We start from the raw sequence: 14261 nt of genomic DNA, 5'->3' as shown, positions 1-14261 counted from the left end.
AACGAAGATGCGCACAGAATCTGAGGGATTCGGTGCGCATCTTCTGCGCAACCTGCGCGATTATTGTGGGCCCCGTCGGGCTCGAACCGACGACCCAAGGATTAAAAGTCCTTTGCTCTACCAACTGAGCTAGAGGCCCGTAGGCTCTAATCTACCGTGGATTCACACTCAGCTTTTCTCGGTAGCGTCAAGGGCGACAAAAACACCACCCGATTACGCACTGAAACGAGGAGAACCGCCATGGCCGACAACTTCCACAAGCCCACTCTGTTCTCCGCAAACAAATTCGAAGCCTTCCAGGGTGGTGACGATCCCGCCGCTATCAGCCGGGTCGCCCACGAGACCGCGCAGGCCCTGCTCAATCGCGTGCGCAGCGACCCCGACCCCGAGACGGTCGAGCGCCTCGTCGCCTACACCGACGAAAATGGCATCGACGCGGTCGCCGAGCTGTGGTCGCGGGCCGCTCCGCGCAGCCTGCCGGGCGCGCTCTGGCGTATGTATCTCATCCGCATGCTGATTCGGCAGGACCCCGAAGGCTGTGCCTACCTCTACCAACGAGGAACGGATGCTGTCGCCACGATCGATCCGCTGGTCGCGGGCGCTGCCCTGCCCACCGGTCCTGCCGAGATCATGACCCTCGCGGACGAGATTCTGCGCGGACTATTCACCGGGGACTTCGCGGTGGCGCTGGATCGCGGGGCCGCGTATTGCCGAGTCACGGCGGTCGGGGCCACGAGCATCGCCGACGATCTCGAGCTGACCGAACCGCACCGTTCCTCGGAGCTGACCACCCGCGCGCTGCGCTTCTCCACGACCGCCGCCGAATTCGCGGCCTGTGCGCGCCTCTGGCGCCGCGACGTGCTCGAGTAGTCCCGCACGGCCTGGGCCCGGGCTGCATCAGGTGGGCCGGGCGGGCGTTGCCACGGCGATGGCATTTTCCGTGTGCGCCCGCGGCGAACATTCGACGCCGACCGCTTCGTTCGAATACACTGGAATCTGGTCGGGCCGCAGTAATCCCGGGTTCCATTATTCGCCGCTTCGAGCGGCCTCGCGCCGAGAGGTGCTCTGCGGCCCGACCTTCTTAATCTCCTCTACCCGGTGGGCGACGCGCGGGCCCGGCTGCGAGCATTCTGTTTCGCTGAGTACTTGTCAGATAGACCAATCCGTTAGCAACTTCGTACCGAACCCTAGTCATGGAACGGGACGAGACCTGACATGCTAGGTCTTATGACTGTTGATTCCGCCGGAGACCTCGCGCCGCCAGCCCCTGCCAGCAAGGAGGAGCTGCTTGTTCAAGTAGCCCGGGGCGATCAATCGGCCTTCGGAGAACTATATGACCAGATTGCTCCGCGGGTGCTGGGCCTGGTCAAACGTCTGCTGGTCGACCACGCGCAGTCGGAAGAAGTGACTCAGGAGATTTTTCTGGAGATCTGGCAGTCGGCCGCACGGTATGAATCAACGCGTGGTGGTGCGAGCACCTGGATTCTCACCATGGCACACCGCCGAGCGGTTGATCGAATCCGCTCGTCACAGGCCGGACGTGACCGCGATACCAAAATTGGAATCCGTGACCTGGCCGTTGCCTACGATCACGTAGCCGAAACCGTTGAAGTACGAATCGAACATGAGAGGGTGGAAAGGGCGATGACCCGATTGACACAGCTGCAGCGTCAGGCTGTCAGCCTCGCGTACTACGGCGGGCTCAGTCACAGCGAGGTCGCCGATAAGCTCCAGATACCTTTGGGCACCGTGAAAACACGGCTTCGCGACGGGCTGATCCGCCTGCGCGACGAATTGGGCGTGGCATCATGAGCCGGCCTAATGAGCAGCACCCCGCCGATCTTGCCGGCGCTTACGCTCTGCACGCCCTCGACGCCGACGACATGGCTATCTTCGAAGCGCATCTCGCCGAATCCGAGGAGGCGCGCATCGAGGCTGCTGAGTTGAAGGACATCGCTGTGGCCCTCGGCCTCGCCGTGGCACCCGTGCAGCCCTCGGCCGCCGTCAAGGCCAACCTCATGGCAATGCTCTCGTCAACGCCGCAGCTTCCACCGCTGCCCGCATCGCGAGCCACGAGTCAGGCCGCAATGGACGCTGCCGCCGACCATCGCGGAGCAACTCCCGCCGGTCCGCCGGCCGGGACGGCGACCCCGGGGATCGAAGGTGCTGCCTCAACTGGTGCTGCGACCACCGGCGCACCGCGACCGAGCCCTGACATCCATTTTGGCGACACTGCCAGCACGCCGCGCCCATCGACGGCGATCGAGCGGGCCCAAACGCGCTGGTTCAAGCGTCCGGCGCAGTTCATTCTGGCCATCGCGGCTGCGGTCGCCCTGTTCGTCGGTGGAATATCCCTCGGCCAGTCGCTCAACAGCAACCAGTTCGAGTCGCAGCAGGCGGCCAGTCTCGCGCAGATCAACGCGGCCAATGACTCTCAGCGCGCTGCGACCACCACCGTTGACGGTCAGGAAGTCACTCTGGTCTGGTCTACCACGCTCGGAATCTCCGCGCTGTTGGTCGATAACCTGCCCGCGCTGCCCGGTGACCAGGACTACCAGCTGTGGTACATGAACAATGGCGCTGCGACCCCGGCGGGAACCTTCGATTCCAGCGGCGACGGCACTGTCTGGCGCGTACTCGATGGCACGATGCACACTGGTGATCAGGTGGGCGTCAGCGTCGAACCCACCGGTGGCTCGGACCAGCCCACCGGCGACCCGATCGTCGCCCTCCAGAGCTAGCTGGCTCGGCATCCGCTCACCAGAGTGCGGAATGCCGAGCGTGCTGGGGCTGCTTGGCGAAGTAGGCTCGGGACATGAGACTGCCCTTCACTCTTTTGATCGACCCCGTGCCCGCTGACTCCCTGCAGCAGGACTTCGACCTCACGTTCCATGAAATGGACTCGTCCGCCCCGGCGCTGCGCGTGGGGGAGCTCAGCACCCAGCGCGGCGACGGAATCTTCGAAACCCTCGCCGTCGTCAACGGCTACCCGCAGGAGGTTGAGCCGCACATCACCCGGTTGCGTAACTCCGCCCGCATCTGCGAGCTGCCGATGCCGAACGTGCAGCAGTGGCGCGCTGCGATCGCATACGCGGTCTCGCGCGTTCCTCAGCGGGGTGAAATCGCGCTCAGGTTCGTGCTCAGCCGCGGCGTCGAGCACGGTCCGGCACCGACAGCCTGGCTGCACGCGGTCGCCGCGGCGGACTTCAGTATCGTGCGGGCGAACGGCGTGCGCGTAATCACCCTCGACCGCGGCTATCCGCGTGGCGTCGCCGAGCGTGCCCCTTGGCTACTGATGGGCGCGAAAACGCTCAGCTATGCGGTGAATATGGCGGCTATTCGCGAGGCGCGCCGTCGCGGCGCCGACGACACCATCTTTCTCACCACCGACGGCTTCGTCATGGAGGGCCCCACCTCGAGCGTCGTGCTGCGCTTAGGCGGCGAGTACGTCACGCCCGCGCCGAGCGGCGCCATTCTGCACGGCACCACGCAGCAGAGCATGTTCGACTACCTGCGCGCGCAGGGTGCGTCGGTACAGTATCGCGATGTCACCGTCGAGGAACTTCGCCAAGCGGATGCCGCCTGGCTCGTCTCCAGTGTGCGCCTGGCCGTATCCGTTGTCGCCCTCGACGGCGACCCGTTTCCGGCCGATCAGGCGTTCACGGATGCCCTGAACGCCTACCTGCTGGCACGCACGTCTTAGCGGTGATCGCCGCATCCGCTGGTGGGGGAGTGGCAGGAAAGGGTGCGGCATCCGTTTGTTGACACCCTCGAATTGGGCCGACGGGCCGCGCCCAGTATGCTCGGGGATGACCGAGAGGAATACATGAGAATTTCTGTCATTGGATGTGGCTACCTGGGCGCCGTGCACGCGTCGGCCATGGCCGAACTGGGGCACGATGTCGTCGGAATCGACGTCGATGCCGCGAAGATCGCCCAACTTGCCATCGGCAAGCCCCCCTTCTTCGAACCCGGACTTCCCGAGGTTCTCACGTCGGCTATGAACAATGGCCGGCTGCGTTTCAGTACCGACATAGCGGATGCCGCTGGCTCGCAGGTGCACTTCATTGCCGTGGGTACTCCACAGAAACCCGGTGGTTACAGTGCCGACCTGCGCTACGTGGATGCCTCGATCGAATCGCTCCTTCCGCACCTGTCCGACGGCGATCTCGTCGTGGGCAAGAGCACGGTGCCGGTGGGAACGGCCGCGCGACTCGCCGAGCTCATCGAAGCCGGTAGCGGCGCGTCGCTGGCGTGGAACCCCGAGTTTCTGCGCGAGGGATTCGCCGTGCAGGACACCATCAGCCCTGACCGGCTGGTCTACGGGGTCGCCCCCGGTTCACGGGGCGAGCACGCCACGGAGCTACTCAACGAGATCTACGCCACGGCGCTCGCCGCCGACACCCCCCTCGTCATAACCGACTACGCCACCGCCGAGCTCGTCAAGGTCGCCGCAAACGCGTTTCTCGCGACCAAGATCAGCTTCATCAATGCCATGGCCGAGATCGCCGAGGTCACCGGCGCCGATGTGACGCAGCTGGCGGATGCCATCGGCTACGACGGACGCATCGGTCGTCGCTTTTTGGGCGCCGGCGTTGGTTTCGGGGGCGGCTGCCTGCCGAAGGATATTCGCGCCTTCACCGCGCGCGCCGAAGAGTTAGGACGCGGCGAGTCCGTGGCCTTCCTCAAGGAGATCGACAAAATCAACCTGCGTCGTCGCCAACGTGTGGTCGATCTCACCGTTGGGGCGCTCGGCGCCTCCGTCTACAACGCCAAGGTTGCGGTGCTCGGCCTGAGCTTCAAGCCACACTCCGACGACGTGCGAGACTCACCGGCGCTCGACGTGGCCGTGCAGTTGCGCGGCCTCGGGGCCGACGTAGTGGCGACCGACCCGCAGGCCATCGATAACTCGAGGGCGCGGCATCCGCAGTTGCAGTATTCCCAGTCTCTCGAAGACACCCTGCAGGGAGCCGACGCCGTCGTGCTCGTCACCGAGTGGCCCGAGTTTCGGCATCTTGACCCGGTGTGGGCCGGTTCGCTCGTGAAAACGAAGACGGTGATCGACGGCCGCAACGCCCTCGACCCTGCGGCCTGGCGTGCTGCCGGCTGGACCTACCACGGCCTCGGTCGCCCGTAGCCTGAAGTGTCGTCTTCGATGTGATGCGTTCTGGGCTCACGTTACGCACGTGGGCCCAGGCACTCCACGATGCCGATCGAGGTTCTGTGCCCGGACCGCGGGGCGCCCCGCCCAGGCTCATTCCAATGGGGTTTCGGGGAGTGCTCCTCGCGGCCCTCAAGCGGATGCCGCTCAAATGGCCGCTGCCGGGAGCCCTGCTACTCGCGCCCGCTACGGTTGTGCGGCCCGTCGCCACGCCGGTATGGCGAAGAGCGCAATCTGGCTCACGAGAGCGACGACAGCGGCAAAGATGGCGCCAAGATGCACGTTGAGCGGGCTCCCCGCGTACATGGTGACTCCGACGAAGAGCAAGGCCAGGGCCAGAACCGCCAGAGACACCCAATTCTGCCTACGCATGCCGAGCAGAACCAGCGCCGCCGGAACGACGTACAGCATGATGCTCGCAACATTCATGGCGTTGACCATCTCCACCAGCGGCCCAAGGGGTACCCCGTCGAAAATGGTCCGGTAAAACATGGCCGCACAATGGAAAGCCAGACCGACAACGCCGCACACGAGCAGAACGGTGTCGACTACCGACAGTCTGACCGCGAGCCTGGCCAGCGGGAGCTGGGGCACCACTAGCCGCGCCAGAAGAATGAGAGCGGATACCCCGGCAAGCGTGAACGCAAATGCTGGGGTCATGCCGCGCCAACCACGGTCACCGGGCCGTGTGCACGTGGTTGCGCACTGGCTCGAATATCACTGCATGTCATGACTAACTCCGAGTCTTTATGGTTTAGCCGAAAAGATCTCCGAGCCAGCTTTCCTTCTTCTTCGGGCGATAACCATCCCGATGGTCGCGATCACGATCCCGGTCATACCCGCGGTCGCGGTCGTTGTCGCGCTCGCCATACTGTGGAGCCCGCGTGCGAGCATCCGGATACTGCTGCTGCGGGGGAACAGCGACAATCACCGGTGCCGCGTTGGCAGCCGGCGCTGGCGCCATCGCTGCGAATTCTTTTTCAGCACGATCAATGATCTTGTCCAGCTCACCGCGGTCGAGCCAGACTCCGCGGCATTCCGGGCAGTAGTCAATTTCTACACCGCTACGTTCGCTCATTACGAGGGTGGCGGAATCGGTTGGGCACTTCATAGGAGTCCTCCAGGACGTCATCGGTCTTCAACCCTAAGCAGTGAACACCGGCTGTTGCTGAGAGCCTAGGGGAGCAGGGGAACAGGGGAGCACGAGAGTAGGGGAGCACGAGAGCGCTTAGCGGTTGAGTAAAACCACGGCGGCGGGTTTGCCTCGGTAGCTGAGATTACGTCATAATCTCAGAGCGTGCCCGAAGGCCGGGCCGAACACGTACCAGTTCCGAAACCCGAGTCGGAGGCTATACATGTCCGTTCAGTCCACCATGGGGCGACGCGAGCGCGCACCCGACCGCCCCTCTGGCGGCAAATCCGCCACCCGCACCTTCCGCAGCGACATCGAAGGCCTGCGCGCGGTCGCCGTGGTCGTGGTCATTTTCGACCATCTGCTCGGCTGGCCATCCGGCGGATTCGTCGGTGTCGACATCTTTTTCGTGATCTCCGGCTTTCTGATCACCAGCCTTCTGCTCAAGGAACATGCACGCACCGGCCGCATCTCCCTGGTCGATTTCTACCGCCGGCGCATTCGGCGCATCCTGCCCGTCTCAGTGCTCGTACTGGTCGTCACCGTGGCGGTCGGATTCCTGCTGCTTCCGAGCGCCCGGGCTCTCAGCACCCTGTGGGATGGAATCTATTCGGCACTGTTTGTGGCCAATTGGCACTTCGCCGCAGTCGGCACCGACTACTTGCAGGCCACCAACGCCGTCTCCCCCCTGCAGCACTACTGGTCGCTCGCGGTAGAAGAACAGTTCTACTTCGTCTGGCCGTTCCTGCTCATCGTCATCTTCGCCCTCGCTGGCCGTCGAACGCTGAGCGCCCGGGCCCTCATCACGCTCGTCGCTGCAACCATCGGCGTCATCACCCTCGCCTTTCTGGCCTGGAGTTTTTTCGAAACCTCGACTAGCCCGGCCATCGCCTACTTCTCGACCGGAGCCCGCGCCTGGGAGCTCGGAATCGGCGCATTCCTGGCTGCCGCCGCGCCCGGCTTAGCGAAGCTACCTCTTCGGGTGCGCCCTGCGATCGCCTGGCTCGGCCTTGCCCTCATCGTCGCCAGCCTCGTGCTGATCAGCCGCGATTCACCGTTTCCGGCGCCCTGGGGCCTGCTGCCCGTTGCGGGAGCTGCTCTTGTGATCGCCGCGGGCATCGGGCAGTCCGAGCAGCAGCTGTTGTTCCCCCTGACCAACCCCGTGAGTCGCTACGTCGGCAAGATCTCCTACTCCCTCTATCTGTGGCACTTTCCGGTCGTGATTTTGCTGGCCACCGTGCTGGCCACCGATTCCCCGCTCTACCTGCCGCTCGCCGCCCTGCTCATGGTCGCCCTCTCGGTGTTCTCCTTTCACTACGTTGAAAACCCCATACGTCACTCACTCTGGCTCGAAAACTCCGTCACCCGAAAGCGAGAACAGATGCGCCGTCCGATCCCCCAGAACCGCACCGGGATCACCCCGGTCCAGGCCTGGATCGGTGCCCTCGTGGTTGTTGCTCTCGTTCTCGTCTCGGTTTCGTTCATTGCACTGCGGGGAGGCACGCCGTCCAGCCCGTCCGTGAACCCAGCCTCGGTCGGCGCGGGAGCTGACCTGGGAGTGGAGACGACCACCGAATCAGCCACCCTACTGGCCACCCGGCAGGCCACCATCGCCGCGGCCCTTGCCGCAACGGCCTGGCCCGAGACCACCCCGGCGTTCGACGCGCTCGGCGACAACTCCGGCGCCCCGGAATGGGTCGACGACAACTGTCTATCGGTCAGCGAGAAGAACGCCGCCGACTGCATTTACGGCGACCCGGCGGCGGCCAAAACTGCGGTGCTGCTCGGCGATTCCATGGCGATCAGCTACATGCCCGCCATTCGCTCCGCCCTCGAACCGCTCGGCTACAACGTGCGGTCTCTGACCATGTTCTCCTGCCCGGGCGTGAACATTTCGGTGGCGCCCAAGAACGCCTCCGATGCCTCGGCCGCCACCTGCGACAACCATCACGCCTGGGTCTACGCCGAGGTCGCCCGACTCTCACCCGACCTCGTCATCATGTCGAGCCTGGCCGGATCCATCGTGCGCCTCGCCAGCGGCAACGAAGGCGCTGAAGCTCTTGCCGAGTGGCAGACCGCGACCGCCGACACGCTCACGGCGTTGCAGGGGTCGACCGACCGTGTCGCTGTGCTCTCACCGCCGCCGGCCAGCACCCCGTTCGCCGAGTGCAAGACCCTCACGAGCGCCCCCGCCGACTGCGCCTACAGCCCGTCGAGCCTCTACCAGAAGGTCGTGGCCAGCGAGCAGGGTGCGATCGAGCAATTCGGTGACTTCGCCCAGTACGTGAACGTTGTACCGTGGCTCTGCGTCGACGACAATTGCCCGGCCTTCATCGCTGACACGCCGGTGTTCTTCGACGGCCAGCACTTCGTGCGTGAGGCGAGCGCCCAGCTCGGTCCGCTGCTCGCCGAGGCACTCTTTCCGCCGGCCGCCTAGAAGGCGCGAACGGCGCATCCGCTTGCCGCGGCGCTGGCCATGGCCGCGCCCGGTGGGGTGCCAGCTCCGATAACCGGCGCAGCGGCCAGTTGCCGGGCGCGATCATCCGCTCGGGCGGAGTGATCAGCGCTCTCTCGGCCGAAATTCGCGCGGCCAATCACTCGCGCGAATCCGCCGGATCGCCTTGACCTCGCCGATGGTTCCCCACTCGTCGAGGCCGAGGCGTGACAACGGGCGCAGCTTCTCGATAAGCGGATGCTCTCCGTCCAGCACCGTCGACGACACCGCGATGTGCGTGACCTCGCCAAACACGAGCGTGCAATCGCCCAGCTCCAGCGTGGAATGCAGGCGGCACTCGATCGCCGCCGGGGACTCGGCCACCCGCATGGAGGCCACGGTCACACTCGGCTCCCGGGTGAGCCCGGCGCGGTCGAATTCGCTCTCCGCCGGCCCAAAATCAGTGCCGGTCGCGTTGACCTCTTCGAACAGCGACTCCGGCGTGAAATTCACCACGAAATCTCCGGTCGCCAAAATATTGCGCACGGTGTCCTTGACGCCCACCGAGGTGAACTGAACGATGGCCGGCGTAACGGATGCCACGGTGAAGAATGAATGTGGCGCGAGGTTGTCGATACCCGCCGCCGACCGGCTCGACACCCATGCGATTGGACGCGGCACGACGAGCGAGTTCAACAGGCGGTAGAAATCGAGACGCGGCAGATTCCCAGGGTCAAAGTCAGTACGCACCGGTTCAGACTAACAATTCGCGTCGCTCTTCGGGCCAGCAGCGCAGCCGCTATCGCTCCGAGCGCGCATCCGCCGACTTGACCAAACCGAATTCGCCCTCCATACGCCAAGCACAAAGTTGCGGCTGCCCGCGCCGATAGAGTGGCCGGATGCCTATTCTTCCCCGCCTGGTGGCCTTCGACCTCGACGATACGCTCGCGCCGTCCAAGTCCGCGCTTGATCCGATCATGATCGACCTTCTCGTCAAGCTGCTCGGCGTCACCGAGGTCTGCGTCATCTCCGGCGGCCAGTTCGGGCAATTTCAGGCGCAGATCATCGACAATCTGCCCGAGATCAGTCCGGAGAAACTCGCCCGGCTGCACCTCATGCCGACCTGCGGCACCCAGTACTACCGCAGCGATTCGCAGGGCTGGAGCCAGGTGTACGCAGAGAACCTCAGTGAGGACCAGAAAACTCGCGCACTCGAAGCCGTCGAGCAGACCGCTCGCGACCTCGGCTTCTGGGAAAGCGACACCTGGGGCCCCATTCTCGAAGATCGCGGCTCGCAGATTACTTTCTCCGCGCTCGGCCAGGCGGCACCGATCGCCTCCAAAATCGCCTGGGACCCGGCCGGTGAGAAGAAGAATGTCCTTCGGAGCGCCGTGCAGGCACTGTTGCCCGACCTCGAGGTGCGCTCGGGCGGGTCGACCTCCGTCGACATCACCCGGCAGGGCATCGACAAGGCCTACGGAATGAAACGCTTGGCCGCCCTGACCGGTGTCGACCTCGAGGACATGCTGTTCGTCGGCGACCGCCTCGACGAGAACGGCAATGACTACCCGGTCAAGGTTCTCGGCGTCGAATGCATCGCCGTCGAGGGCTGGCCCGATACCGCGGCCCTGCTCACAGACCTGATTCCCCGCTACGTCGCCGTCTGACCGCTGGGCTCCTGCCCTTGCCCCTGCGCATAACTCCTGCAATTTTAAGACGAGAGCAGTAGCAGCCGCATACTTCCGGGGTGTTTGTCGTGGCCACCGTGAAATTGCAGGAGTTATGCGCGGCCAAGCCGATCCTTCACTCTCTCACCAGCAGCACTGGAACATCCGCCGATAAGAAGTCCACCGCCAACGTCGCTAGAGGCGCGCTGGCGCCCCTGCAGCAGGCTTTGCAGACCGATATGCTCGCAGACTACCGCCTCTAAAAAACTAGTGGCGATATCATCCTGAGTTTTTCTCGTGTACATTTCGCTTGTGAAAGAGATGCAGACCGAGAACCGCGAGTGGATCAACTTTGCCAAGGGCGCGGCGATTATTCTCGTCGTGCTCTACCACGCGTCGTTGTTCCTCAATGACCTCGGCCTGGCCGGCAGCACGCCACGGTTGCGGCTCGTGCTGGGCTTCTTTCCCATGCCGGTGTTCTTCTTCATCGCCGGACTCACCGCGCGGCGTATGCTCACGTGGAACCTGAAAGACCTCTGGCGTCGGCGCTTGCTCGTGCTCGTGTATTTGTACCTGCTCTGGTCTGTCATCCGGGTAGCGTTCTACCTCGTCGTGCCGCACCTGCGCGGCACCGAGCGATCCCCGACCGACCTGCTCAACATCGTCCTGCTGCCGGTTTGGCCCACCAGCAGCTACTGGTTCATCTGGGCGCTGGCCATTTTCACCCTGCTCGCCTGGCTTCTGCGGAAGCTGCCGATCAGGGTGCAGCTCCTTCTCGTGGGCGTCGTCGCAGTGCTGGCGACAACGCCGGGAGTGCTCGACCTCGACAACGTCGGCTGGGACCGTGTCGCCGCTAATTTTATTTTCTTCATCACCGCCGTCTACTTTCCCCACGTCATTTATCGCCTGGCCGCCCGCGTGCGCGTCTGGCACGCGGCTGTGCTTGTCGCTGCATATCTCGGCCTCGCCGTGCTGATCGTGCCGTTGCATCTCTCCCGTGTTCCGGGGCTGATTTTGCTCGAAAGCGTGGTCGCCGTCGCGATGGGCGTCACCCTGGCCACCCTGCTGGTTCGAGTGCGATGGTTGAAATTTATGAGCACGCTCGGCCAATACAGCTTTCAAATTTATCTAGTGCACCTGTTTCTCGTGGCCAGCGCTCTCGCGCTTCTGGCACCGTTTGCAGAAGCCCCCTGGCTCGAACGCGCCGGGAATGCCCTGCCGTTCCTGCTCGCCGCCATCGTGCTCGTCGCCTCGCTCTACCTCGCCAAGCTCCTGCGCCGGTTCTCGTTCCTCTGGGTGAGTCCGTTCCGCAAACGCCAGGCCACGTCAGTCTCTCGTCGGGCTCCTCTGAACCGTGACCTGCTGTGAAAAAATCCCGTCCGTTCGCGGCATCCGTTGGGCTGCTCGCTATCGGTCTTGTGCTGAGCGGATGCGCCGCTGCCCCTACCCGGCCGGATGCGCGCGTGCATAGCGACTCGGTCGTGCTGCAGAACGACCTGCAGTACGGCACGGCTCTGGGTCAGAAGCTGCTGCTGAACGCGTGCCTGCCCAAGAGTAAAACAGCACCCAGGGCGGCTATGGTCCTCATTCACGGCGGGGGCTTCGACAGTGGTAGCAAAGACTTCGGCGGCATGAAAGCGCTCTGCTCGGAGCTGGCCGACGGCGGCATCGCCGCCTTTTCGGTGGACTACCGCCTGGCGCCCAAATTTGCCTACCCGGCACAGGTGAACGATGTCACCGAAGCGCTCACCTGGCTGCGGGAACCAGCCCAGATCGCGCACTTCGGCATCGACCCCGAACGCATCGGACTGTTCGGAAGCTCTGCCGGTGCGATCATCGCTTCCTCGATCGGAACCAATGGCTCCGGCAGCTTGGCCGGCGATGATCGGGTTGCGGCGGTCGTGGCGATGTCGCCGGCGGTTGATCTCACCGAGCAGGGGCTTCTGCTCGGCGACCCTTCGACACCGGCGATCGCTTCCATTTTGCAATACCTTGGCTGCTCTGATTTCGCTGACTGTGCCAATGCCCGCGCGGCGTCACCGTTGTACGCCGTCGACAAGACCGACCCGCCGTTTTATATCGCTATTTCACAAAAGGAACTGGTTCCCCTTGAGCAGGGGAAGGCCATGGCATCAGCGCTCAAAGCGGTGGGCGTATCCGTCACCCTCGACGTGAAACCCGGTAAAAAACACGGATTGGAGCTCCTCGACGAGGCCACACGAGCGAGCATTCGTCAGTTCCTGGTCGATAATTTAGTTAACTCCACAAGACGAACTGGTTAAATCCTCAATACCGGCGGTCCAAAAGTGAGGATTTTTATGCCAACATAGGGACTTGTCGTCGTGCACCCGAAGCACGACGCATCAATCATGCGGGAAGAAGCGCCCATGGAACTGAAGCGGCTGGTTCGAATACTCCGAAAGCGATGGATTCTCATCGTTGCTTTCATCCTGCTCGGCGTGGTTGGCGGAGCAGCCGCAGCCCTGCTCACTCCCGTGCAGTACCAGGCTTCCACTCGTGTATTCGTCGCCGCGCAGATTCAAAACGGGTCAACTCCCGGCGATCTTGTACAGGGCAATAACTTCGTCGTGCAGAAGCTGCCGTACTACCTCGACGTCGCCACGAGCCCCCGCGTGCTCGACCCGGTGATCGCGAGCCTCGGTCTCGACGAGAGCGCGGTGAACCTGTCCGAGCGGGTCACGGCCACATCCCAGCCCGGCTCGGCCGTCATCGAACTGAGAGCTCTCGCCCCCACGGCAAATGCCGCGCAGCAGCTCGCGCAGGCCGTCTCGAAGAGTTTCACCGACGTTGTCATCAATCAGCTGGAAAAGCCCGCCGATGGCGGTGCGAGCCCGGTCACAGTTGGCGTGCTCAACCCGGCGGTTGCCCCCGACAACCCCGCGGTGCCTCAGCTCTACCTCAACCTCGCCGTCGGACTGCTCATCGGGCTGCTGGTCGGACTGGTCACCGCCTTCATCCTCGGCCTGTTTGACCGCCGCATCTATAACCGCGACGACATCGAGCGGCTGACCGTCGTTCCCGTGCTCGGAGGCATCCCGCTCGAAGCTCGTGCCAACCCGATCATCTCGCCAGACGGTGCGTTTACCGCCCGCGCCGAGGCATTTCGGGTGCTGCGCACCAACCTCGAGTTCGCCGATGCCGACGCCGGCCGCCGCAGCCTCGTCGTGACCTCCTCCGTTTCGGGCGAGGGCAAGACCACCACGCTCGTGAATCTCGCCATCGTGCTGGCCGAGAGCGGCGCAACGGTCGCCGTCATCGACGCCGACCTGCGCACGCCCCGGCTGGCCGACTACCTCGGCCTCGATGCCGAGCACGGACTGACCGACGTGCTCCTCGGCGACGTGCAACTCAAGGAATCTCTGCAATCGTGGGGCGCGCAGCATCCGCTCACAGTGCTGTCGTCGGGCAAGATTCCCACTAATCCGAGCGAATTGCTCGGATCGACAGCCATGGGTACGGTACTCGATGTGCTGAGCAGCAGCTACGACTATGTGCTCCTCGACGCCCCGCCGGTGCTTGCGGTGACGGACGCAGCCGTGCTCAGTCGCTGGACCGGCGGCACCATTCTGGTCGTCGGCGCCAACCGGGTACGCGAGCCCGAACTGCTGGCTGCCTTCGACGCCCTCGAAGCTGTCGGCACAACGCCCCTCGGCGTCGTGCTGGCCATGGTTCCCACCCGTGGTCCCGACGCGCTCGTGCGTGACGGAAGCTTCGTGGCCTCTTCCCGCCCGGCACCCCGAGTCACCCCGGCAACCGGCTCGGACACGAACGACTCGGGTCGCTCGACCCCGTCCGAGAGCGAGGCTGCGACAGCAGCCAGCCCCACCCGCGTCACCTGGTAGGTCC

General features: G+C 64.2%; 13 protein-coding genes and 1 tRNA gene. 10 read left to right on the top strand and 4 right to left on the bottom strand.

Annotation, left to right across the window (positions count from 1 at the left end):
- Positions 1–66 precede the first annotated feature (66 nt).
- A tRNA-Lys gene (locus E3T27_RS11355) sits at positions 67–139 on the bottom strand.
- Positions 140–240: 101 nt separating this feature from the next.
- Here E3T27_RS11355 and E3T27_RS11350 point away from each other — a divergent pair.
- The 5 genes from E3T27_RS11350 to E3T27_RS11330 all read left to right on the top strand — a co-directional run bounded on the left by E3T27_RS11350 (position 241) and on the right by E3T27_RS11330 (position 5137).
- Positions 241–870: a DNA-directed RNA polymerase subunit beta gene (locus tag E3T27_RS11350; RefSeq protein WP_134572846.1), complete on the top strand. Its 630-nt coding sequence runs from the start codon at positions 241–243 to the stop codon at positions 868–870.
- 345 nt (positions 871–1215) lie between these two features.
- Positions 1216–1812, top strand: a complete 597-nt coding sequence (locus E3T27_RS11345) for a sigma-70 family RNA polymerase sigma factor (protein ID WP_134572844.1) — start codon at positions 1216–1218, stop codon at positions 1810–1812.
- Entirely contained in the window at positions 1809–2741 is a 933-nt protein-coding gene (locus E3T27_RS11340; RefSeq protein WP_134572842.1) for an anti-sigma factor, read from the top strand. Before E3T27_RS11345 ends, E3T27_RS11340 begins: the two co-directional genes overlap by 4 nt.
- Before the next feature lie 74 nt (positions 2742–2815).
- On the top strand, positions 2816–3703 hold the full coding sequence (locus E3T27_RS11335) for an aminodeoxychorismate lyase (protein WP_134572840.1): 888 nt from the start codon (positions 2816–2818) through the stop codon (positions 3701–3703).
- Positions 3704–3826: 123 nt separating this feature from the next.
- Positions 3827–5137, top strand: coding sequence for a UDP-glucose dehydrogenase family protein (locus tag E3T27_RS11330; RefSeq protein ID WP_134572838.1), 1311 nt, complete (start codon positions 3827–3829; stop codon positions 5135–5137).
- Between the two features lie 210 nt (positions 5138–5347).
- On the opposite strand, the gene E3T27_RS11325 is transcribed toward E3T27_RS11330, so the two are convergent.
- Positions 5348–5821 carry a hypothetical protein gene (locus E3T27_RS11325; protein WP_134572836.1) on the bottom strand — a complete coding sequence of 158 codons (474 nt, stop codon included), beginning with the start codon at positions 5819–5821 and terminating at the stop codon, positions 5348–5350.
- 94 nt (positions 5822–5915) lie between these two features.
- Complete coding sequence (locus tag E3T27_RS11320) at positions 5916–6272, bottom strand: TFIIB-type zinc ribbon-containing protein (protein WP_134546051.1); 357 nt, start codon at positions 6270–6272, stop codon at positions 5916–5918.
- A 244-nt stretch (positions 6273–6516) separates the two neighbouring features.
- Between E3T27_RS11320 and E3T27_RS11315 the strand changes: the two genes are divergently transcribed.
- On the top strand, positions 6517–8730 hold the full coding sequence (locus E3T27_RS11315) for an acyltransferase family protein (protein WP_134572834.1): 2214 nt from the start codon (positions 6517–6519) through the stop codon (positions 8728–8730).
- Positions 8731–8853: 123 nt separating this feature from the next.
- Here E3T27_RS11315 and E3T27_RS11310 read toward each other — a convergent pair whose 3' ends face one another.
- Positions 8854–9477, bottom strand: a complete 624-nt coding sequence (locus E3T27_RS11310) for a flavin reductase family protein (RefSeq protein WP_134572832.1) — start codon at positions 9475–9477, stop codon at positions 8854–8856.
- Positions 9478–9626: 149 nt separating this feature from the next.
- Between E3T27_RS11310 and E3T27_RS11305 the strand changes: the two genes are divergently transcribed.
- The 4 genes from E3T27_RS11305 to E3T27_RS11285 all read left to right on the top strand — a co-directional run bounded on the left by E3T27_RS11305 (position 9627) and on the right by E3T27_RS11285 (position 14257).
- Positions 9627–10394: an HAD-IIB family hydrolase gene (locus tag E3T27_RS11305; RefSeq protein ID WP_134572830.1), complete on the top strand. Its 768-nt coding sequence runs from the start codon at positions 9627–9629 to the stop codon at positions 10392–10394.
- A 321-nt stretch (positions 10395–10715) separates the two neighbouring features.
- Positions 10716–11762, top strand: coding sequence for an acyltransferase family protein (locus E3T27_RS11295; RefSeq protein WP_241992233.1), 1047 nt, complete (start codon positions 10716–10718; stop codon positions 11760–11762).
- Positions 11759–12676: an alpha/beta hydrolase gene (locus E3T27_RS11290; RefSeq protein ID WP_134572826.1), complete on the top strand. Its 918-nt coding sequence runs from the start codon at positions 11759–11761 to the stop codon at positions 12674–12676. The genes E3T27_RS11295 and E3T27_RS11290 overlap by 4 nt, the downstream gene beginning before the upstream one ends.
- A 105-nt stretch (positions 12677–12781) precedes the next feature.
- A complete protein-coding gene (locus E3T27_RS11285; protein ID WP_166786195.1) occupies positions 12782–14257 on the top strand; it encodes a tyrosine-protein kinase domain-containing protein in 1476 nt (491 codons plus the stop codon).
- The last annotated feature ends 4 nt before the right edge of the window (positions 14258–14261 follow it).

Source organism: Cryobacterium lyxosi, from assembly GCF_004403345.1.
Taxonomy (GTDB): Bacteria; Actinomycetota; Actinomycetes; order Actinomycetales; family Microbacteriaceae; genus Cryobacterium; species Cryobacterium lyxosi.
This window is presented reverse-complemented; position numbering and strand designations above follow the sequence as displayed.